This is a genomic window from Pseudomonas sp. BF-B-26, from assembly GCF_019956495.1.
Classification (GTDB): Bacteria; Pseudomonadota; Gammaproteobacteria; order Pseudomonadales; family Pseudomonadaceae; genus Aquipseudomonas.
The window spans coordinates 103,848-124,172 of sequence record NZ_JAHBDP010000044.1 but is presented as its reverse complement, the minus strand read 5'-3'; the positions used below and the strand labels follow the sequence as shown (position 1 = coordinate 124,172).

At 57.2% G+C, this 20,325-nt stretch carries 16 protein-coding genes and 1 tRNA gene; 7 read left to right on the top strand and 10 right to left on the bottom strand.

Going from position 1 to position 20,325, the window contains the following annotated elements; translation table 11 throughout:
* Positions 1-67: 67 nt before the first annotated feature.
* From KGB03_RS03680 to KGB03_RS03665, 4 genes are read right to left on the bottom strand one after another with little or no spacing between them, the layout of a single operon-like run.
* Complete coding sequence (locus tag KGB03_RS03680) at positions 68-289, bottom strand: formate dehydrogenase subunit delta (protein ID WP_218538161.1); 222 nt, start codon at positions 287-289, stop codon at positions 68-70.
* Positions 286-3,174 (bottom strand): formate dehydrogenase subunit alpha, encoded by a 2,889-nt coding sequence (gene fdhF, locus KGB03_RS03675; RefSeq protein WP_223526368.1) that lies wholly within the window; start codon positions 3,172-3,174, stop codon positions 286-288. The genes KGB03_RS03680 and fdhF overlap by 4 nt, the downstream gene beginning before the upstream one ends.
* Positions 3,171-4,733: a formate dehydrogenase beta subunit gene (locus KGB03_RS03670; RefSeq protein ID WP_223526367.1), complete on the bottom strand. Its 1,563-nt coding sequence runs from the start codon at positions 4,731-4,733 to the stop codon at positions 3,171-3,173. Before KGB03_RS03670 ends, fdhF begins: the two co-directional genes overlap by 4 nt.
* Entirely contained in the window at positions 4,730-5,206 is a 477-nt protein-coding gene (locus KGB03_RS03665) for a formate dehydrogenase subunit gamma (protein WP_074873929.1), read from the bottom strand. The genes KGB03_RS03670 and KGB03_RS03665 overlap by 4 nt, the downstream gene beginning before the upstream one ends.
* A 520-nt stretch (positions 5,207-5,726) precedes the next feature.
* Between KGB03_RS03665 and KGB03_RS03660 the strand changes: the two genes are divergently transcribed.
* Together KGB03_RS03660 and KGB03_RS03655 are read left to right on the top strand one after the other, a co-directional pair.
* Positions 5,727-6,086 (top strand): potassium channel family protein, encoded by a 360-nt coding sequence (locus KGB03_RS03660; RefSeq protein ID WP_111450297.1) that lies wholly within the window; start codon positions 5,727-5,729, stop codon positions 6,084-6,086.
* A 369-nt stretch (positions 6,087-6,455) separates the two neighbouring features.
* Complete coding sequence (locus tag KGB03_RS03655) at positions 6,456-7,283, top strand: NYN domain-containing protein (protein ID WP_223526366.1); 828 nt, start codon at positions 6,456-6,458, stop codon at positions 7,281-7,283.
* Positions 7,284-7,358: 75 nt separating this feature from the next.
* Here the strand turns inward: KGB03_RS03655 and KGB03_RS03650 are convergent, their stop codons facing one another.
* Complete coding sequence (locus KGB03_RS03650) at positions 7,359-7,688, bottom strand: hypothetical protein (RefSeq protein ID WP_223526365.1); 330 nt, start codon at positions 7,686-7,688, stop codon at positions 7,359-7,361.
* Positions 7,689-8,188: 500 nt separating this feature from the next.
* Between KGB03_RS03650 and KGB03_RS03645 the strand changes: the two genes are divergently transcribed.
* The 4 genes from KGB03_RS03645 (at position 8,189) to KGB03_RS03630 (ending at position 12,477) form a co-directional block, all read left to right on the top strand.
* Positions 8,189-8,509, top strand: coding sequence for a hypothetical protein (locus KGB03_RS03645; RefSeq protein ID WP_223526364.1), 321 nt, complete (start codon positions 8,189-8,191; stop codon positions 8,507-8,509).
* Positions 8,510-9,371: 862 nt separating this feature from the next.
* A complete protein-coding gene (locus KGB03_RS03640) occupies positions 9,372-10,745 on the top strand; it encodes a transposase (RefSeq protein ID WP_223526363.1) in 1,374 nt (457 codons plus the stop codon).
* 661 nt (positions 10,746-11,406) lie between these two features.
* Positions 11,407-12,111: a helix-turn-helix transcriptional regulator gene (locus KGB03_RS03635; protein ID WP_223526362.1), complete on the top strand. Its 705-nt coding sequence runs from the start codon at positions 11,407-11,409 to the stop codon at positions 12,109-12,111.
* Between the two features lie 63 nt (positions 12,112-12,174).
* On the top strand, positions 12,175-12,477 hold the full coding sequence (locus KGB03_RS03630) for a hypothetical protein (protein WP_223526361.1): 303 nt from the start codon (positions 12,175-12,177) through the stop codon (positions 12,475-12,477).
* Positions 12,478-12,859: 382 nt separating this feature from the next.
* On the opposite strand, the gene KGB03_RS03625 is transcribed toward KGB03_RS03630, so the two are convergent.
* From KGB03_RS03625 to KGB03_RS03605, 5 genes are all read right to left on the bottom strand, one after another.
* Positions 12,860-15,232: a TOTE conflict system archaeo-eukaryotic primase domain-containing protein gene (locus KGB03_RS03625; protein WP_223526360.1), complete on the bottom strand. Its 2,373-nt coding sequence runs from the start codon at positions 15,230-15,232 to the stop codon at positions 12,860-12,862.
* 196 nt (positions 15,233-15,428) lie between these two features.
* Positions 15,429-15,704 carry a hypothetical protein gene (locus KGB03_RS03620; protein WP_223526359.1) on the bottom strand — a complete coding sequence of 92 codons (276 nt, stop codon included), beginning with the start codon at positions 15,702-15,704 and terminating at the stop codon, positions 15,429-15,431.
* Positions 15,701-16,681: an integrase domain-containing protein gene (locus tag KGB03_RS03615; protein ID WP_223526358.1), complete on the bottom strand. Its 981-nt coding sequence runs from the start codon at positions 16,679-16,681 to the stop codon at positions 15,701-15,703. The genes KGB03_RS03620 and KGB03_RS03615 overlap by 4 nt, the downstream gene beginning before the upstream one ends.
* Positions 16,682-17,589: 908 nt before the next feature.
* Entirely contained in the window at positions 17,590-18,909 is a 1,320-nt protein-coding gene (locus tag KGB03_RS03610; RefSeq protein ID WP_223526357.1) for a tyrosine-type recombinase/integrase, read from the bottom strand.
* A gap of 163 nt (positions 18,910-19,072) precedes the next feature.
* Positions 19,073-19,157: transfer RNA gene (locus KGB03_RS03605), tRNA-Leu, on the bottom strand.
* A 107-nt stretch (positions 19,158-19,264) separates the two neighbouring features.
* On the opposite strand from KGB03_RS03605, the gene queA reads away from it, so the two are divergent.
* Positions 19,265-20,314 (top strand): tRNA preQ1(34) S-adenosylmethionine ribosyltransferase-isomerase QueA, encoded by a 1,050-nt coding sequence (gene queA / locus KGB03_RS03600; RefSeq protein ID WP_008147713.1) that lies wholly within the window; start codon positions 19,265-19,267, stop codon positions 20,312-20,314.
* Positions 20,315-20,325: the final 11 nt, after the last annotated feature.

Below are 20,325 nucleotides of genomic sequence, written 5' to 3'. Positions count from 1 at the left end.
GACACTCCCTCTTCGCGAGCAAGCCCGCTCCCACAGGTTTTTCGGTCAGGCTCAGGATCGTGTGAACCTAAGCCTCCCAACCCGCCCCACTGACCGCCGCTTGCGCCAGTGGATGCAAGTCTGCCCCTTGATGCTCCGTCTGCCAGGCCAGCAACTCCTTGCGCATGCCGGGCGTCCAGTACAGCTGCAGGTGATTACGCACACCGAGCACGGCCTGTTTCTGGTCCGGTTCGCTGGCGAAGTACTGGGCGATCTGGTTGACCATTTTGATCAGGTTTTCAGTGCTCATCGGCGTACCTCGGCTTTTGCTCCGGCGGCGCGTGCCTGGCGGCGTTCGTCGAGCAGGCGTTGTTGGTTATCACTGAATTCCTGATAGCGTTTTTGCCACTCGGAAGGGTGGTAGACGCGGCTGACTTCCACGGCGGTGACCTTGTACTCCGGACAGTTGGTGGCCCAGTCAGAGTTGTCGGTGGTGATCACGTTGGCCCCCGATTCAGGGAAGTGGAACGTGGTGTACACCACGCCCGGGGCGACCCGTTCGGTGACCCGCGCACGCAGCACGGTCTGGCCGGCGCGGCTGCCGATGCCGACCCAGTCGCCTTCGTTGATGCCACGGCTCTCGGCGTCGGTCGGGTGGATTTCCAGACGGTCTTCGTCGTGCCAGGCGACGTTGTCGGTACGCCGGGTCTGGGCGCCGACGTTGTACTGGCTGAGGATGCGTCCGGTGGTCAGCAGCAGCGGATAGCGATTGTTGACCTTCTCCTCGGTGGGCACGTAGCCGGTGAGCATGAAGCGCCCCTTGCCGCGCACGAATTCCTCGATGTGCATGGTCGGCGTGCCGTCCGGTGCCGCGGCGTTGCACGGCCATTGCAGGCTGCCGTGGCGGTCCAGTTCGGCGTAGCTGACGTTGGTGAAGGTCGGCGTCAGGCTGGCGATTTCATCCATGATTTCTGACGGGTGCGCGTAGTTCATCGGGTAGCCCAGAGCGTTGGCCAGGGCCACGGTGCCTTCCCAGTCGGCCTTGCCGCCCAGAGGGTCCATGACCTTGCGCACCCGGGAGATGCGTCGCTCGGCGTTGGTGAAGGTGCCGTCTTTTTCCAGGAACGAGCTGCCCGGCAGGAACACGTGGGCGAACTTGGCGGTTTCGTTGAGGAAAATGTCCTGCACCACGATGCATTCCATGGCGGACAGGGCTGCGGTGACGTGCTGGGTATTCGGGTCGCTCTGGGCGATGTCTTCACCCTGGCAATACAAGCCCTTGAAGCTACCGCTCAACGCCGCCTCGAACATGTTGGGAATGCGCAGGCCCGGGTCGGGTTGCAGGGTGACATTCCAGGCTTGTTCGAATTCTGCGCGAACGACCTCGTTGGAGATGTGGCGGTAACCGGGCAGTTCGTGGGGGAAGGAGCCCATGTCGCAGGAGCCCTGAACATTGTTCTGCCCACGCAGCGGGTTCACGCCCACGCCTTCGCGGCCGATGTTACCGGTGGCCATGGCCAGGTTGGCGATGCCCATGACCGCGGTGCTGCCCTGGCTGTGCTCGGTGACGCCCAGGCCGTAGTAGATCGCCGCATTGCCGCCGGTGGCATACAGGCGAGCGGCGGCGCGGATGTCGGCAGGTTCTACACCGCAAATGGCGCCAAGGACTTCCGGCGAGTTGTCCGCGCGGCTGACGAATTCGCGCCAGTGGGCGAATTCGTTGTCCTCGCAACGGGCGTCGATAAAGGCTTGGTTCAACAGGCCTTCGGTGACGATGACATGAGCCAGGGCGTTGAGCATGGCGACGTTGGTGCCCGGGCGCAGGGCCAGGTGCAGTTCGGCGCGGGCATGCACCGAGTCCACCAGATCAATGCGTCGTGGGTCGATGACGATCAGCCGCGCACCTTCACGCAAGCGGCGTTTGAGCTGGGAGGCGAACACCGGGTGGGCGTCGCTGGGGTTGGCGCCCATCACCAGGATCACGTCGGCTTGCATCACCGAGTCGAAACTCTGGGTGCCGGCGGACTCGCCAAGGGTTTGTTTCAGGCCGTAGCCGGTCGGCGAGTGGCAGACCCGCGCACAGGTGTCGACGTTGTTGTTGCCGAACGCGGCGCGCACCAGTTTCTGCACCAGGTAGGTTTCTTCGTTGGTGCAACGGCTGGAGGTGATGCCGCCAATGGAGTCGCGGCCGTATTTTTGCTGCAATCGGCGGAATTCGCTGGCGGCATAGGTCACCGCTTCATCCCAGCTGACTTCCTGCCAAGGGTCGTTGATGTTTTTGCGGATCATCGGTTTGGTGATGCGATCCGGGTGGGTGGCGTAGCCCCAGGCAAAGCGTCCTTTGACGCAGGAATGGCCGTGGTTGGCCTGGCCATTCTTGTCTGGAACCATGCGCACCAACTGGTCGCCTTTCATCTCGGCGCGGAACGAGCAGCCCACGCCGCAATAGGCGCAAGTGGTGATCACGCTGCGTTCTGGCTGGCCCAACTCGACCACGCTTTTTTCCATCAGCGTCGCGGTGGGGCAGGCTTGCACACAGGCGCCGCAGGACACGCATTCCGAGTCGAGGAAGTTCTCGCCACCGGCGGCCTCGACCCGGGATTCGAAACCGCGCCCGGTAATGGTCAGGGCAAAAGTGCCCTGGGTTTCTTCGCAGGCACGCACGCAACGGTTGCAGACGATGCACTTGCTCGGGTCGTAATCGAAATACGGGTTGGAGGTGTCCTTCACGTCGGCCAGATGGTTGTCACCTTCGTAGCCGTAACGCACTTCTCGCAGGCCGACCTGGCCGGCGACGGTTTGCAGCTCGCAGTTGCCGTTCGCGGAGCAGGTCAGGCAGTCCAGCGGGTGATCGGAGATGTACAGCTCCATGACGTTGCGGCGCAGAGTCGCGAGTTTCGGCGTCTGGGTGTGCACGGTCATGCCTTCGGTGACCGGCGTGGTGCAGGACGCGGGGTAGCCGCGCATGCCGTCGATCTCCACCAGGCACATGCGGCAGGAGCCGAAGGCTTCCAGGCTGTCGGTAGCACACAGTTTGGGAATGGTGGTGCCCAGCAGCGCGGCGGCGCGCATCACTGAGGTGCCTTCGGGCACGCTGATGCTGCGGCCGTCGATGTTCAGCGTAACTTGCACGTCGCTGTCGCGGGCAGGAGTGCCCAGGTCGATATCGGTTTTCGGGTCGAAGAGAGTAATCATTGGTCGGCCTCCGGGGATTGCAGACCGAAGTCGGCGGGGAAGTACTTGAGGGCGCTGGCCACCGGAAACGGGGCCATGCCGCCCAACGCACACAGCGAACCGTATTGCATCGTGTCGCACAGGTCCTTGAGGATGATCACCTGCTCTTCGCGACCGCTCTGGTCTGGCGCGGCGAGCAGGCGGTCGATCACCTCCACGCCCCGGGTCGAGCCGATGCGGCACGGCGTGCATTTGCCGCAGGATTCCTCGGCGCAAAACTGCATGGCGAAACGCGCCATTTGGGCCATGTCCACCGTGTCATCCGCCACCACCACACCACCGTGGCCGAGCATCGCGCCAATGGCGGCGAACGCTTCGTAATCCAGCGGCGTATCGAATTGCGACGGCGGCACCCACGTGCCGAGCGGGCCGCCTACCTGCGCGGCCTTCAGGGGCCGGCCACTGGCGGTGCCACCACCGTAGTCTTCCACCAGTTCGCGCAGAGTCAGGCCAAAGGCCCGTTCCACCAAACCACCCTGACGAATATTGCCCGCCAGCTGGAAAGGCATGGTGCCCAGGGAGCGGCCCATGCCGTAATCGCGATAGAACTGCGCACCCTTGGCCAGAATCAGCGGCACCGAGGCGAGGGTCAGCACGTTGTGCACCAGCGTCGGCAAACCGAACAAGCCTTTCAACGCCGGAATCGGCGGCTTGGCGCGGACAATCCCGCGCTTGCCTTCGAGCGAGTCCAGCAGCGCGGTTTCCTCACCGCAGATGTACGCGCCGGCACCGACCCGCACTTCCATATCGAAGGCCAGGCCGCTGCCGCCGACATTGGCGCCGAGGTAACCGGCGGACCGGGCGATGTCCAACGCTTCGCGCAATGTGGCCACGGATTGTGGGTATTCCGAGCGCACATAGATGTAGCCGTAACTGGCGCCAACGGTGATGCCGGCAATGGCCATGCCTTCGATCAGCAGGAAGGGGTCGCCTTCCATCAACATGCGATCGGCGAAGGTGCCGGAGTCGCCTTCATCGGCGTTGCACACAATGTACTTCTGCGCAGCCTGGGTGGCGCGCACCGTGCGCCATTTGATCCCGGCCGGGAACGCCGCGCCGCCACGGCCACGCAGGCCTGAATCGAACACTTCCGTCGCGGTCTGCTCGCCGCCCACTGCGACGGCGCGGGTCAAGCCCTCGAAGCCACCGTGGGCCCGGTAATCATCCAGGGACAACGGCCGGGTAATGCCGGCGCGGGCGAACAGCAGGCGTTGTTGAGTCTTCAGATAAGGCAGTTCTTCCACCAGGCCCAAAGCCAGTGGATGCGCGGATGGCTCGCCTTTCAGGGCTTCGAGCACGGACGGCACATCGGCGGCGGTCAGCGGGCCGAAGCCGATCCGGCCTTGCGGGCTGTCCACTTCCAGCAGCGGTTCCAGCCAATACAGGCCGCGCGAGCTGGTGCGCTGCAAGTCCAGCGGCAGGTTGTGTTCCTGGGCCTTCGCGGCAAGGGCGACCGCCACTTCGTCGGCACCCACGGCGCGGGCCAGAGAATCACAGGGCAGATAGAGGCGCGGCATCATGCGTCCTCCCGGCAAGCGTCGAGCAAGGCATCCAGACGCTCAGCGCTGAGCCGCGCATGCACTTGGCCATCCAGTTCCAGAGCGGGCGAGCAGGCGCAAGCACCGAGGCAATACACCGGACGCAAACTGATGCTGCCGTCGGCGCTACTGCCGTGATCGTCCAGTTGCAGACGTTCGCGCAACTGCGCCGCAAGCTGCTCGGCGCCGCGACTCTTGCACGACTCGGCGCGGCACAGCCGCAGGATATGCCGGGCTGGCGGCGCGGTACGGAAATCATGGTAAAAGCTGATCACCCCGCGAACCTCGGCCTGACTCAGGTTCAGCGCGTGGGCAATCTCGGGGACGGCCGCATCGGGGATGTAACCGATGCCCTCCTGAATCTCATGAAGAATCGGCAACAGTGCGCCCGCAGAGCCCTTGTGGCGCTCCAGCACGCTGTTGACCATCGGCAATTGCAACATCTCATCAGGCATTCAGCATTCCTCACGGTCACGGACAAACCAGAGGGTTGTCGGTCGTCCGAAAGTGTCGGCTGCGGCACTCACACCACGTCACGGAATCGTGGCAATTTCAGGCCGTCGGCCAGGGCACCCTGAGCGGGTATCTTGTAGTGCCCGGCACGGTCTTCGCCGCACCTTTTATAGGGCATTGAGGCAGCTTGCCACGCTGCTTTTGATTCGACTGCACCAAAGCGACGTGTTCGGTTCTGCCTGCGACTATCCATTAAGTCTAGATGAGTGTGCGGCCAGAGGCGGCGTCCCGGAATGGTCGGGGACTATGGGCAGCGCTATCGCGAATCATGCTTGAACCACCCCCAGCCCGCTGCTGATGCACCGCGCCGTTTGGATGACGTCATGGGCGGGTTGGAAATCAAAGAGTTGATCAAGTCGGGAGGGGGAGTGGATCAGTTGGCCACCAGTTTCCAGCGCTTGTGCCAAGCTGATGGGGTGTTAACACCCCTGCCGCTCAGGCAACCCTCAGGAAGCCCATGACATGAAGCCCACTCATGCATCGCACGTCCGTCGAGAATTCTTCAAAGCCATCGGGTTCTACTTGCGCGTGGTCTGGCCGATCTTTTCCGTACTGATTCTTCTGATCGTGCTGTTCGGCCTGATCATCAGCTACCTGGAGGGCTGGGACCTTTTTGACGGCATCTATTTCGGCTTCGTGACCGGTTTGACCATCGGCTATGGAGAGCTCGTACCGAAACTGGGCATCTCGCGGATTCTGGCGATTTTGCTGGGGTTCAACGGAGTGCTGATGACGGCGATATTTGCGGCGATCAGCGTTCGGGCGATTGAGGTTGCAGTGCGGGCGACGGGGCGGGAAGAGTCGGGTAAGCCGACGGCGTGAAGGCATGCTTGGTTGCTACTGGAAGGGGAGGACGTCATCGACTCCTGAAAATCCATGCGCGAAGGTGTGGTGTTTACCTCGGTCAACGTGGGAAAAAAACGGGAACAGTTCATGATTTCTCCTCCCCTTAGTGGGTGTCCCCTTTGTTGTTGTCAGACTTTTTCACCAGCACACTTTCTTTCCCCTGCGTGGACGGTTGGCGTGGTGACGGCAAAACAGTGGCCTTTTTCGCAGTCCTCCCCTAATGTTTTTACAGCACGTATCAGGTCTCGACTTTTTATGTCCGTTAAAAAAGACGTGATGAATCCGGCCTGCTCAGACCCGTTCACCTCACTTCCGATCCTGTCAGCCACATTTCAAGGATGATCCATGGTCAGTAAGTCCACGCACTCTAACCAGCAAAAACACCTCGCGGTGCTTATCGACGCTGACAACGCTCAGGCCTCGATCGTCGAAGGGTTGTTTGAGGAGATTGCCAAATACGGCATTGCCAGCGTGAAACGAATGTACGGCGACTGGACCGGACCTCAATTGGGTAGTTGGAAAAAGCTCATGCTTGAGCACTCGATTCAGCCCATCCAACAATTCGCCTACACCAAGGGCAAGAACGCCACCGACAGTTCGTTGATCATCGATGCGATGGATTTACTCTACACCCGCCGTTTTGAAGGCTTTTGTCTGGTTTCCAGTGACAGCGACTTCACCCGGCTGGCGGCGCGCCTGCGGGAGGAGGGTATGACGGTCTATGGATTTGGTGAACAAAAGACACCCAAGCCTTTTGTCTCTGCTTGTGACAAGTTCATTTACACCGAGATTCTTCGTGCCGAAGAAGTCGTCGAGCCAGCCAGCCAAGGCGAAAAAGCTCCCAAAACAACTGATTCAGTTACGGAGATGGATAAACAGTCGACGCCGCCACAATCGGCTAAACACGCGAAAGTACCTGTGGAGTTCATCGCCAAGATTCTCGACGACATCGCAGAAGAGGATGGTTGGGCGCTGCTGGCCACATTGGGGACAAACATCAGCAAGCTACGTCCTGCCTTCGACTCACGTCTGTATGGCCACACCAAACTCAGCGGCCTGATTCGCAGCCAATCCAAATGGTTTGAACTGAAAACTCGAGGGAATTTGCCGACGGGCGGGGCCGTGTTGTACGCACGCAATAAAAACAGAACCCTCGATAATAAAGCCCGCTGATGCGGCGACCAACACAGGTCGGCCAAGCGCAGTCCATGGATGAGATGTCCCACTCTTTTGGCAAAGCCTGATTACTCACTGAATATCTTTCAAGTAATCCCTAAGCGCAATGAGCGGCGCATCAAGCTGTTCCATCGTCCGCGCATTGCTGAAATCAGCTGACAACCTATGCAGTTCACGCCCTAGCGGCGTATCAGCCCCACCTGTAGCGTCCAGCGCCAGACCTACACAGTGCGCCACCCTAAACTGAATCCCCTCAACATCCCCCCGCCGTACCAACAACCCAAACACCTCCCGTTCATAATCACTCATGATCGGATCATCCCGCAGAATCGGACTTTCCCCCTCTCGCTCATAAGCCAGCTTGAGGGCGAAAAGGGCAACGGTTTCCAGTGGCAATTCCATTGTGTGAATCCTTGATTCGTTGGCTGAGCGGTTTCGGTTGGTGGCATTGAAAAGCAAGATCAAAAGATCGCAGCCTTCGGCAGCTCCTACGGGGTGGCGGGGTAGGGCTCACTTTTCTGTAGGCGAAAAAAAAGGCCTTGCAAAGCAAGACCTTTCTTAATTTTGGTGCCCGAGGGGTACTCGAAACTAACATTAATTACTTGATTGGTATAGATTAAATTGGATGTACATCTTTTTCTGTACGTGAATTTATACTTGGCATGTATTTTGACGCGAGCAGGTGGGCGGGTAAAATTTATGTTTCCGTCTTTTGAGTTTCCGACGAGATGCATGTTGTGTGAGTCAATGTTGTTAACAAAGCAATCAGGTTGGCGGATTCTGGCCTGCCGCTATAGGCAACTGTCGACCCTAAGCTGCCTGTCATAACAGCCGCTGGCCTAGCCTGGATATCTTTGCCAACCTATTGTGCACACCATGTACCCACAAAAAAACGGAGCCCAATGATGAGGGCAGAACGCTATCGTGTTCGCTTAATGTTCGAATGGGGCGGCGGTTGCCTTTGGTGTGGAAACAATATTGCCCGGGATAAATTTTCTGTAGGGCCTATTGAAGAGAAGCTACCACTCAGTGACGAAGTCCAAGCAATGCTTAACGAGCTTTCACAGTGGCATGACACCTCGCTGAACTGGGATTACCCACCTGATCCCGGCCCTTGGAATGCAGACGATTACGCAAGATTTGACGAGGCTGCCGCTAAATTACTGAAATCCATCCAACAGGAGTTGGGTGAAGAATTCGAGGTGGTGTACGAAAAACTTTAGCTTGTCGGTGTGAGTCTTCGACCTAATTCTGATAACGAAAGGATGCAGCTATAGATCGGTATCCCACCTTCGCGACAGGCCGCTACCGGCCAGAAGCAGTGGCCAATGGATGGCATGAACCTGCTACGCTGAGTCCTCGCAGGAGTGTGAGCTAGCCTTCACCCATAAGCATGTCAGTAGTCAGGTACAGTCACCATGCATCATATAATCGGCTTATATACCTCGAAAAAAACAGAGCGTTTATGGCCGCTAGACCCAGAAGACCGAATTGTTTTCAGATCTGACTGCTTTCATGCGTTTGGATATTTTTCCCTTATAGCACCTGCTTTTGAACGATATGCACAAAGAGATGCACGGATAAGCATTACATCAATGAATGTAATGTTCCGCTTGAGAACTGACGATCTAGCTGACGCATTGGCAATTTTGAACGGTCTCGAAACACAGCTCTATCAGCAACCAACAAGTTGGCAGGAGTATCTCGGTGAAATCCAACACCCAAGGCAAGAAAAGCGGCCAATCAAACCGCTGTTATTCAGACGTCGAGCCGTTCGGATTGTCCAAAGGTTGCGAGCGTTAATACTTAAAGCTCAAGCCCAGGATAAATGCTTGGTATATGGAAATGGTGTTTGCTACCGTGCACTGTGCGGCATAAAAATGCCGCCCGGCACCGTGTACTCCTAGAGCCGAATCTACGGTTCAAGCGTTCGCTTCGCTCGCCGGGGACGGGATAAACCCCATCCTATAATCAAACGAAAGGATCCAGCCGAGTGGCTGCTTCTGGCCGATTCTGTTGAAAAAGTAGCTCCCCTGTTTGGCCTGCGGCAAAATCTCTACATTGGCCAGCAGGGAAGCACGCAGCATGATGGGACAGTTATCGAGTGGGCAGGAACGACTGTTTTACTCGTTCAACCTTGAAGATCACATTCCAGCCAATCACCTTCTGCGCAACATTGATCGGTGTCTTGATCTGAGCGACCTGCGCCATTACCTCGCCGATTTCTATAGCCCGATTGGGCGTCCGTCGATTGATCCTGAACTGATGATCCGCATGCTGATCGTCGGCTACTGCTATGGCATCCGCTCCGAACGGCGGTTGTGCGAAGAGGCCCATTTGAACCTGGCATATCGCTGGTTCTGCCGGTTGAGCCTTGAAGATGAAGTCCCCAATCACTCGACCTTTTCCAAAAATCGACACGGCCGTTTTCGGGACAGTGATCTGTTTCGCTGGTTGTTCAATGAAGTGCTGCGTCGCTGCATGGACGCAGGCCTGGTTAAAGGCGAAGGATTTGCCGTGGACGCCAGCATCATCAAAGCGGATGCGAGTCGGCAGCGCGGCGTACCGGGTGATGAACAGGTCAACTGGAGCGATCCGGCCCTGAGCACCCGCGCCGTGCGTGAGTACCTTGAAGGCCTCGATGAAGAGGCTTTGTCCGAAACGCTACCGAAGCGCCTGTCGCTGACGGATCCTCAAGCCCGCTGGACCGCTGCTCCAGGCGGCCCAGCTTTCTATGCTTACTCCACGAACTATCTGATCGATACCGAGCACGGCGTGATCATGGATGTGGAACCCACACCGGCTCATCGAACCGCAGAAGTCGAGAGCACCAAGACGATGATCGATCGGGTCGAAGCGCAGTTCGACATCAAGCCAGAGCGCCTCATTGGCGACACCGCTTACGGCACAGCGCCGATGCTGGCCTGGATGGTGGAGGAAAAAGACATCGAACCGCATGTGCCGGTGTGGGACAAAACTGAGCGCAAGAACGACAGCTATTCGAGTAACGATTTCCATTGGAATGAAGAGGCTGAGGAATACCGCTGCCCAGCCGGCAACGTATTACGTAGCGAATGGCGAGCCTTCAAGAACGAGCGCTCACACGTCACCAAAGCCAACACCATCATCTTCCGATCCCGACAGGCCGACTGCGTAGCCTGTTCGATGAAGGCCAAGTGTTGCCCCAACACTGCGTTTCGGAAGATCGCTCGCAGCGTCCATGAAGCCGCTCGTGATGTGGCTCGGCGCATCGCAGCGACGGCGCAATACGTGCGCTCTCGCCACGAGCGTAAGAAGGTCGAAATGTTGTTTGCCCACCTCAAGCGCATCCTGAAACTGGATCGCTTGCGACTACGTGGCATGAGTGGCGCGTCCGATGAGTTCACGCTGGCGGCCGCGGTACAGAACCTGCGACGTCTGGCCAAACTTGCATCTCAAGGGCCACCTTCTACGGGATAGGTGCGCCTGCACCAAGCCAAAAACCTCAAACTAACCCAATAACAGACCCGCAAAGGTCAACGAAGGGCCGAAAAACCACTCAATGTGGTGAGTAGGTTATCCGCCGACGGCCGTGCCTGGGTTCAGGCGAGCTGAAAATCCGACTTTTTCAACAGAATCGGCCGATTTCTGCCGGTCATAGTTACAGAGCGTGTTGGCCAAATCCGATGCAATCGGTGGTCAGAGCGAATGCAAATGACTGGCCAGGTCGAATGCAAACGGGTGGGCAAGTGGAGTGCAATTTCGCACGCCAGCACTGCGAACCAGAAGTGCGAACTTGGGTGCGAACTCGTGGCCGGTACGCATTGGCGAGTACGTACCAATGGTGCGTACCTGGCTGCGTACCAATGCCGGACAATTCTGTCTCAGAGACAGTTTCGCGCATTCCACCTGCGTGAAAAGTCTGCGTGAAACACTGCTTGAAAACACGCCGTTAGGCACTTGACGCGGCTCATTCATGGGGTTGTTTCCCCAAATGGGGGAGAATAAACACTTTGGCTCTGAGTAGAGCAGGTTTTGATTCACTCCAGTGCCCCGCAGACGAGATGCGCCCGACACATGGGATGCTTCGGAGGCGATGGCAACGCCCTTCCTAAAATCGAGCACATTGGTCCTTGAGTACATGCGTAAATCAGATCGGCTATTCCAGGTAGTAAACCTGATCCGGGTACATCAGCCGATTACAGCGGAAGACTTGGCAGGGCGTATTGGCGTCTCAGTCCGCACGATTTATCGGTATGTCGACGACCTGTCTGTAAGCGGTATTCCTCTCTATGGCGTCGCTGGTGTTGGGTATGCTCTGCACGAAGGGTTTGAGTTGCCGCCTCTGACACTCACCCAGGATGAACTCGACGCGCTGATGCTGGGCGTTGAGATGCTTTCAAATTCTGCAGGCGCTGAACTCGCTTCTTCTGCAAGGACGCTGTTAAGCAAAGTTGCTGCCGCATTGCCGTTCCGCAATACGGAGCCATCGTTTTCCAATATCCGAGCGTTGAGGGTTAAGCCCGTCACTCCAGACCAACGATGTTTGGACGATCTCCATCGTGCTATTCAGCAGGCAAAAGCTGTCCGCTTTTCATATTTCAGCTTGAGTGGAGAGACCTCGGACAGGACGGTGTTCCCCTTGGGTCTTTTCTACTGGGGAGGAAAGTGGACTGTCGGAACCTGGTGTACGTCCCGAAAGGCATACAGAGACTTTCGAGTTGACCGGATACGAAGCCTGCAGTTCATGACGGATGGTCAGAAGCTTGAGGCGGAATGGAATCTGCGGTCATACATGCAGTTTCAGTCAGATCAATGGGCGGCTCAGCAATCTTTCCAGCACTGACAGTACGGTGTCAGTATGACCCTCACATACTGGTCGCTCCTCACCATACAATCGGAGTGATATATGACGCAGAACAGCCACGTACTCGAGCTAGCAATCTTCACTGTCAAGGAGGGCTTCGAAGGCAAAATGCCTGAGTTGCGGTTGATGCTTCGGGAAACCCTCAAGGGGTTTGATGGGTTGATTGAGTTCTCAGGTTATTGTCCCGAACCACAAGGTCGTGTTTTCGCCGACCTGGCTAAATGGGACAGCCTTGAAAATGCTCAGAAAGTCGCACAGGCATTCGAGGGTGGAGATCCGAGGTTTGCCCCTTACGCCTGGGCGATTGAAGCACTTACGTTCATGGGACATTTTTACCCTGAGTAGAAACTCAGCGCCCTACTCTTAGGCTCCTTTCGCGCACGAGAGTTGTTGTCTATGTGACCAGCAAAAAGTGGTCACTGGTGGTGGTCACCGCAAATGGTCACCACCTAGGGTATCCGCGCGGATCAGCTCCAAACCGTGGATACCGACCGCTTTCGACTGAGGCTGTGTAAAAACGGTTTAGAGCAGGTTTGACAGTCAGAACCAGAACGAAAATCGCGTTCCTACGCAAATTTCAGGTCCGCTGATACACCAATCATTGGCAAATTTTACGTAGCGACGCAGGCTTCAAAACAGTGTCTGCGTTTTTACACAGCCTGGGCCCACAGCGGCCGGTCATTCGTCTACGAAAGTGGGGTCGTTGATATGTCAACTGTCAACCACGTTAGAGTAGGTCCATGGTGGCCATGGAATCAGCCATACGGTAGCCCATCGCTTTGTAACCCGCCTGGCGCTTATCCCACATCCTCAGCAGCGCAACATTACCCTCGTCAACGAAGTCGATCACTCGCACGTCGGCCTTATCGGCATGCGATCGATGCAACCGCCCCGCATATTGCTGAAGGATTCCCTTCCATGAGATGGGCATCGCCAGTACCAGAGTGTCCAACGGCGGGTGATCGAAGCCTTCACCTACTAGTTTTCCTGTTGCCAACAGCACCCGTGGAGCATCAGGGGGAAGGGACTCAAGCTCATGCATACGGGAAATTCGCTGTTTCTTAGGCACTCGCCCATGAAGCGTGAAAAGGTTATGCACGCGCGGCTTCAATTCTAATTCAAGGGCATCCACATGTTCCGTCCGCTCCGTTAGCACTAGAATTTTTCTACCCTCGTTGTACGCCAGCTCAATCTCCGAGACGATTTTGGCTGTCCGCTCAGAGTCGTCGGCTAGACGCCGAAAAACGTCCTGAATCCCAAAACCGTCGGGGACCACTATTGGTTTGGGCAGTAATCGAGGCACGACAGATAGGTCATGGGGCGCACTCGCTGGTCGAGCAGCAGAATGTCGGATCGGTCCGCACTGCATGAAAATAATGGGCTGCTGCCCATCTCGGCGCACTGGGGTTGCTGTGAGTCCCAGTACGTACCGCGCGGTCGCGCTCCTCAGTAGTGCCTCGAATGACACTGCTGATAGGTGATGACACTCATCAACGATGATCTGGCCGTAATTTTTTACCTGATCGCTGATCTCGCCTTTTCGCGATAACGACTGCATTACGGCAATGTCGATGATGCCGGTAAGCTTCGCTTTTCCGCCCCCAAGAGTACCAACGACACCATTCCCGACTCCCAAGAACGCCTGCAAGCGCTCTTGCCACTGCCTTAACAGTTCCGTCCGATGCACAAGCACCAACGTGTTAATGCCACGTGCGGCAATCAACGCAGCAGCACTCACCGTTTTACCGAAAGCTGTCGGTGCGCAGAGGATACCGGTGTCATGACTTAGCATTGCGCTGACAGCAGCCTCTTGGTCAGAACGCAGGGTCCCGAGAAAGCTCACGTCGATGGGGTCGCCCGCGAAGCGTTCGTCTTTAAGAATAGGGGTAACCCCGTTTTCCTCTAAAAGCTCCAGCGCAGCATCCAAACAGCCACGTGGTAACGCAATATGTTTGGGGAAGTTCTGGGCACAGCCGATAATCCTTGGCTTGTTCCACACTGACATGCGCATGGCCTGAGCTTTGTAGAACTCAGGATTTTGAAAGGCAGCGAGCCGGACAAGCTGGTTTGCCAATGGCTGTGGCAATTCCGACTTTTCAAAGTAAATTAAATTAGCCAGCGTGATGTTCACAGCAGCAGGCAACGGGCATGTCAATTTACGTGATCTCGACTCACGATCTTTCCAAGGTTCTGCATCACCTTCGTCATCGACATAGGCGACCCCTAAAGGGTCCCGATTACCCATCGCCTGGATAATAACGGGCTGGATATCTTCTGGACTCATGCGCTGAATCGATGCCAGGAAGGCCCATTGATCAGGATGAGGCTCAAGCGAGTCGTCTACAAAAACGCTATTGTTTTGGGCCCTGGCCCGCTTTTGTAAAGGGAGCGCGATGAGATTTCCAAAGCCGCCTTTGGGCATATAGTCCTGGTTTGGAAACAGTCGATCATAGGAGCTGAGCGCCAACTGCCGGGTGCGCTCACAGGCATGACTGATGATTGTGGCACCGAGGCGGCGCGCATCGCAGGCAGGAACATTACGCTCAAAGAAAATCCAGCCATGAGCCCCTTGGCCTGAGCGCGATATTTCCAGCGCCACCGGGACGTTCAGCTCATGGCATGACTGCACAAAAGCTTTGGAATCATCACGCCATTCGGCCTCATCGAAGTCGACCGCCAAAAAATAACAAGTGTCATCAGAGAGTAGGGGGTAGATACCAACGACCACTTCGCCCGCCAGATGGCGATAGACCACCTCATCGGTCAGCGGAAGCAGCTGGCGGTTACCGCAGTCGCCACATTTAATTCGGGGCTTCTCACAAACGCCAGGCCTCCATTCGTTTGCGCAAGCGGGTGCGTATCCTGATTTGCCTGCCTTGCTTTCCCAGCGGATGGGATAAACGTCCGTCCTACCACGAAACAAGCTTCGGAATAGGGCAAGCTTTCCATCAGTATCGAGTTGCTGTGATTGTTCTGCTTGGACAATCGTTATCTTGACTGGCTCAGCAGGCGGGCGCCATTCGATGCCATGAGCATCCAGCAAGGCAACCAATCTTGCATTCTCAGCCCTTAGCTTCGCCACCAGACTAGTGTCTATCACCGCCTTCAGCCTCTACGTCTCAGGTGAAGCCTGTAGCCTCGAGCTACAACCCTCAGTCCATCAGTAAAACATAGAGGTTATCAAACAACAGAGGTTAGGTTCAGGGGCTCAAGAGGCCCGCCCTAATCCCAATCAAATCGTTGGCTGGCTCAATCTGCCAGTTAGGGATACTGAGCGCGCAGTTGCTGGCATTCGGCTAACGTTGAAAATTCCAGGATTTTCCTAGGCGCAGAGTGATCAGGTTTGTGGTCAGCAGGTAGTAGTAGCGCGTCGATTTCGAGTTTGAGTTCATGTGGCTGTTCAAAAACCAAACGAGATGTTTTCTTTGCCATGTCCATGGATTATCTCGGTTCCAGCGTTCAGAAATCGCTGCTTGAATAGTCTTGGCCTGGCGGATGTGACGTTCGCGTGTGGCATGGGCTCCAGTCAGCACCCCAGCCAAGAAGATCTCCATATCGAATGGTTTATTCATACCCGACCACCGATGTACGCCGATACCACGTCGATTCGACCGTGTCCCAGCTCATAGCTGATTTGTAAGCGTGCCTCTCGATCAAGGCGTGGATCGAGGCGCCTGCACCTGCCACCGTTGATGGGCGCTAGGTGATGGGTGATCTGCTCATAGCGTTCGCACGCATAAGCCGCGCGCAGTTCGTGGAAACCTTTGAGGTTGTGCTGATGGAGGATGTGTCGGGCGGGGCGGACGATTTCCCGTTGGAAATCGAGGTAGCTCTCGTTCGGTGCCAGCAGGTTGCGGCTACCGTCGGGTGAGATCTGTTCGGCGTACCTGAGCGCTTCGCGAATATGGTCATCCACCGTGATCCAACGAGGCGCGGTTGCGCCGCCGCGGCCACCTTTGGTGCCGTCCTGGATGTTGATCTTGTCGTAATGTTCGGCTTCACGCTTGAGTCGCGGTAGGTCGGCCAGAATGGCCTCACGTAAGCGCATGCCGGTGGCTCGCGCTAACTGAGCGATGGCCGCGGCACGCGGCTGCTGGTGTGCGCAAAGCACCTCTACGACCCTGTTCACATGTTCGCAGTCTTGGCCTTGCGGCACCGAACGACGAACACCGGTGCGCCGCATTCCCAGCGCCTTGCTCGGACTCGGCACTTTCACATATTGATCACCGCGAAGCGCTGCCAGGGTCCGGTTGACGCTGGACAATCGGTTTTGCGCAGTGGCGATGGCGAGCTCACCTTGTTCAACTTGCTGGCGCAGATGTTCGGCATAGTCCAGCAAGGTCTTCCGATCAATTTGCCGCGCATCGTTAACCCCCGGCCCATCCTCCGAGCGACACCAGTGCACAAACGCCTGCCACCGATCACTGTGCGCTTTGACCGTGCCGTAATGCCCGCCGCAAAATAGATCTTTCAGCGCCTGGGGTCCGGCATAACTCAGTTGTCGACCATAGCCAAAATTGTGCTCGTCACGTTTACCTATCAGTGCCATGATCGAACTCCGCTCGAAGCCAAAACTTCTAAACCTTCCCCACGTCATCCCGCCAAGAATGTTGAGTGTTATCAGGGATCAAGGCCCCTGCGACCTGTGAGGGATGTCCACTGACGCGGGACTGGCGGCTCCTTACGACCGGGAGCTTGGGCATCTCATGATCTGGCCTCCTGAACACTTCCGCAGAAGTGGGCGGGTGGAGGCTGCACCGGCTGACGAGACCAACGCCGCGAGATCCTGAGTCGGGTGAAGGCAGTGAAGCGATGATCGGGGCATACCTGACTGTCAGTCAGGTGCAGTCCATTCCGTGGGGTGCGGCACCATCATCTGCATCGCTGTTGCTGGTGACGTCGGTGTTTGTCACGCCGATTGTCACTAGGGGAAATGCCGTAAAGCCTTGTACGAGTTGGGCTGCAGCAGCGGTAAGAGCGCCCGTCTCTTTCCGGGAGAAAGAGACGGGCGCAGGTTGGCGCAAGGAAATGGCCAAGCGAATAGGTTGCTGCAGGGCAGCTATGAAAGGGGGTGAGTTGCCGCAGTGGGCACACTGGTAAAAGTAGGCATCCATCACATCGCTGTGACCGTGCGAGCCGCCGGACGCTAATCGCACTTTGGGAGAACCACCACGGTGTGGCGTAGCCTTAGAGGTTCTGGCTACCTGGGTTGCTGTCAACGACAGCGTTTGCACGATCTTTTCTACGCGATCCGATAGACAGGGTCAATGCTCGATTTTTCGAGAATTCTGCGGCTGCGAATGGCATAAGCCGTCTATGGAAAACCGTGGTTTCTAGAAGACGGTTACGCTGATTTTAGATTTTTCAAGTGAGGCCCTTCCAAGCAGGGCGGCTTTGCAGCCCTGCTTGGAAGGGCCCGCGTGGAAGGCAAAGCTGTGGAGATTTTTCACTGACGTGTTAGCGCTGGAATGCGCCACGCTCATCTTCCAAGGCGCTGATGCCGCCACCGACCGCGTTGACCCCGAGAAGCTCCGAAGACTTACGCGACAGAAACTGATTAACTCGCGTATCAAACTGATCCCGCAGGCTCGCCGTAATCCCAACCCTGAGCGCATCGAGATAATCGGCATACCACTGCATCATGATCCGCCGTTGCGTCAGGTATAGCGCCTGGTTGTACTCCCCAGCAATGCCACCCTCGACATGAGCCAGTTGACTTTCAACATGATCCTTCAGCCACCCATGTTCGCGCAGCAGCGTGCTCGCGGTGTGGCGAACGCCATGGCTCACCATCCGCCCTTTATAGCCAATCTTGGCAAACACCAGATTGATCGTGTTCTCGCTGATGACGGGCCGTTTCTCGCCACTACCCGGAAACAGGTAGCGGCTGCGTCCAGTGCATTGGTGGAGCTTGATCAGCATCGCGATCAGTTGATGGGGCAGGGGACTGACATAGTCCCGGCGCATCTTCATGCGTTCAGCCGGTATGGTCCACGTCCCTTCTTCAAAATCGATTTCATCCCACGTCGCATACCGAACCATGCCGGGTCGGCTCGCCGTCAGTATTGCCATCCACGAAGCAATCCTCGACGGCAGCCGGCTGGTGGTTTTGCTCAGCGCCTGAAGAAATTCCGGCAGCTCGCTTTCACGCAAATGCGGATAGTGCTCAGGGGAAGGCGGCGCCAACGCGATGGCATGAAGTTCTGAAGCCGGATTGTGTTCGCACAACCCCCGCGCAATCGCCTGACTGAAAATCTGCTTGAGCCAGGTCCGAGCCTTGTCTGCCACATTGAACGCCCCGCGCTTTTCGATGCTGGCCTGCAACTTCGCGCAGTCGGCGCGAGTAATGTGCTCCAGCTGCATCTCGCCGAGCGCCGGTAGCAGATCCTTGTCGAGGTAGTCGCGAATCTTCTTTAGCGTCGCATGGCTGCGGCCGGAATCGGCCTTGAACTGATACCAGTACTCCGTAGCTCGCCTGAAGGTGTTGAGCCCAGCCTCCCGTTGCTGCTGCTTGTCATCCCGGCGTTTGGCTCCAGGATTGGTTCCTTCCTTGAGCAGCTTGCGGCATTCGGCAGCCCGTTCGCGAGCTTCCTGCAAGGAGATGCTCGGGTAGACGCCCAATGACATGCGCGCCGGGCGACCATGATACGAATAGCGGAAATGCCAGTACTTGTGGCCGTTCGGCTGGACTAGAAGGGCAAGACCCGAACTATCACTCAGCGTGTATTGCTTGTCGACAGGCTTGGACGCTTTGACTTGCAAGGCAGTGAGGGGCATGGCTGTACACCTCCGGTTCTCGAACTGGAATCTGTACAGAAAATGTACCAAAAAGAGGCTGGCTTGCAAGGGACGGAGATGGAACCCCAGAGACCAAAAAGCCCGCAGTTAGCGGGCTCTAGGGGTGTTGCGTAGACGCTGGTAGTCGTCTATGTACTGCAAATGGTGCCCCGAGGGAGACTCGAACTCCCACTTCTTGCGAAAACGGATTTTGAATCCGCCGCGTCTACCAATTCCGCCATCAGGGCTCAATGGCGGCGAAGTATAGAGATGAGATAACCGTCGGTCAATCAGGTACATGGAGAATTTTTGATATTTCCGCTAGACTTCCCGGCCCTGCTAGACGAACCCCATCATGCGCGTTGCTGACTTTACCTTCGAGCTCCCTGATTCGCTGATTGCCCGCCATCCTTTGGCCGAGCGTCGCAACAGTCGCCTGTTGACCCTTGATGGGGTCAGCGGCGCCCTGGCACACCGTCAATTCACTGATTTGCTTGAGCATTTGCGCCCGGGCGATTTGATGGTGTTCAACAATACCCGGGTGATTCCGGCGCGGCTGTTTGGCCAGAAGGCTTCCGGCGGCAAGCTGGAAATCCTGGTGGAGCGGGTGCTGGACAGTCATCGCGTGCTGGCCCATGTGCGCTCCAGCAAGTCGCCGAAGCCGGGGTCGAAGATCCTGATCGACGGCGGTGGCGAAGCCGAGATGCTGGCGCGCCATGACGCGTTGTTTGAGTTGGGGTTCGCCGAAGAGGTGTTGCCGCTGCTCGACCGCGTCGGGCACATGCCGTTGCCTCCTTATATAGACCGCCCGGATGAAGGCTCGGACCGCGAGCGTTATCAGACGGTCTACGCCGAGCGTTTGGGCGCGGTGGCGGCGCCGACGGCGGGGCTGCATTTCGATCAGCCGCTGATGGAGGCGATTGCCGCCAAGGGCGTCGAGACGGCGTTCGTGACCTTGCACGTCGGCGCCGGCACGTTCCAGCCGGTGCGCGTCGAGAAGATCGAAGATCACCACATGCACAGCGAATGGCTGGAAGTCGGCCAGGACGTGGTCGATGCCGTCGAAGCCTGTCGCGCTCGCGGTGGTCGCGTGGTGGCCGTGGGGACCACCAGCGTGCGTTCTCTGGAAAGTGCCGCGCGCGATGGCGTGCTCAAGCCGTTCAGTGGCGACACCGACATCTTTATCTACCCGGGCCGGCCGTTTCATGTGGTCGATGCCCTGGTCACCAATTTCCATTTGCCCGAATCCACGCTGTTGATGCTGGTTTCGGCGTTTGCCGGTTATCCCGAAGCCATGGCCGCTTATAAAGCCGCCGTGGAGCATGAATACCGCTTTTTCAGCTACGGTGATGCGATGTTTATCACCCGTAACCCAGCACCACGTGGCCCTGAGGAAACAGAATGAGTCGCCAAAGT

What these genes read in the sequence shown, in the direction of transcription:
- KGB03_RS03680 (WP_218538161.1), bottom strand. Translation starts at nt 289, where the DNA reads ATGAGCACTGAAAACCTGATCAAAATGGTCAACCAGATCGCCCAGTAC.
- fdhF (WP_223526368.1), bottom strand. Translation starts at nt 3,174, where the DNA reads ATGATTACTCTCTTCGACCCGAAAACCGATATCGACCTGGGCACTCCT.
- KGB03_RS03670 (WP_223526367.1), bottom strand. Translation starts at nt 4,733, where the DNA reads ATGATGCCGCGCCTCTATCTGCCCTGTGATTCTCTGGCCCGCGCCGTG.
- KGB03_RS03665 (WP_074873929.1), bottom strand. Translation starts at nt 5,206, where the DNA reads ATGCCTGATGAGATGTTGCAATTGCCGATGGTCAACAGCGTGCTGGAG.
- KGB03_RS03660 (WP_111450297.1), top strand. Translation starts at nt 5,727, where the DNA reads ATGAAGCCCACTCATGCATCGCACGTCCGTCGAGAATTCTTCAAAGCC.
- KGB03_RS03655 (WP_223526366.1), top strand. Translation starts at nt 6,456, where the DNA reads ATGGTCAGTAAGTCCACGCACTCTAACCAGCAAAAACACCTCGCGGTG.
- KGB03_RS03650 (WP_223526365.1), bottom strand. Translation starts at nt 7,688, where the DNA reads ATGGAATTGCCACTGGAAACCGTTGCCCTTTTCGCCCTCAAGCTGGCT.
- KGB03_RS03645 (WP_223526364.1), top strand. Translation starts at nt 8,189, where the DNA reads ATGATGAGGGCAGAACGCTATCGTGTTCGCTTAATGTTCGAATGGGGC.
- KGB03_RS03640 (WP_223526363.1), top strand. Translation starts at nt 9,372, where the DNA reads ATGATGGGACAGTTATCGAGTGGGCAGGAACGACTGTTTTACTCGTTC.
- KGB03_RS03635 (WP_223526362.1), top strand. Translation starts at nt 11,407, where the DNA reads ATGCGTAAATCAGATCGGCTATTCCAGGTAGTAAACCTGATCCGGGTA.
- KGB03_RS03630 (WP_223526361.1), top strand. Translation starts at nt 12,175, where the DNA reads ATGACGCAGAACAGCCACGTACTCGAGCTAGCAATCTTCACTGTCAAG.
- KGB03_RS03620 (WP_223526359.1), bottom strand. Translation starts at nt 15,704, where the DNA reads ATGAATAAACCATTCGATATGGAGATCTTCTTGGCTGGGGTGCTGACT.
- KGB03_RS03615 (WP_223526358.1), bottom strand. Translation starts at nt 16,681, where the DNA reads ATGGCACTGATAGGTAAACGTGACGAGCACAATTTTGGCTATGGTCGA.
- KGB03_RS03610 (WP_223526357.1), bottom strand. Translation starts at nt 18,909, where the DNA reads ATGCCCCTCACTGCCTTGCAAGTCAAAGCGTCCAAGCCTGTCGACAAG.
- queA (WP_008147713.1), top strand. Translation starts at nt 19,265, where the DNA reads ATGCGCGTTGCTGACTTTACCTTCGAGCTCCCTGATTCGCTGATTGCC.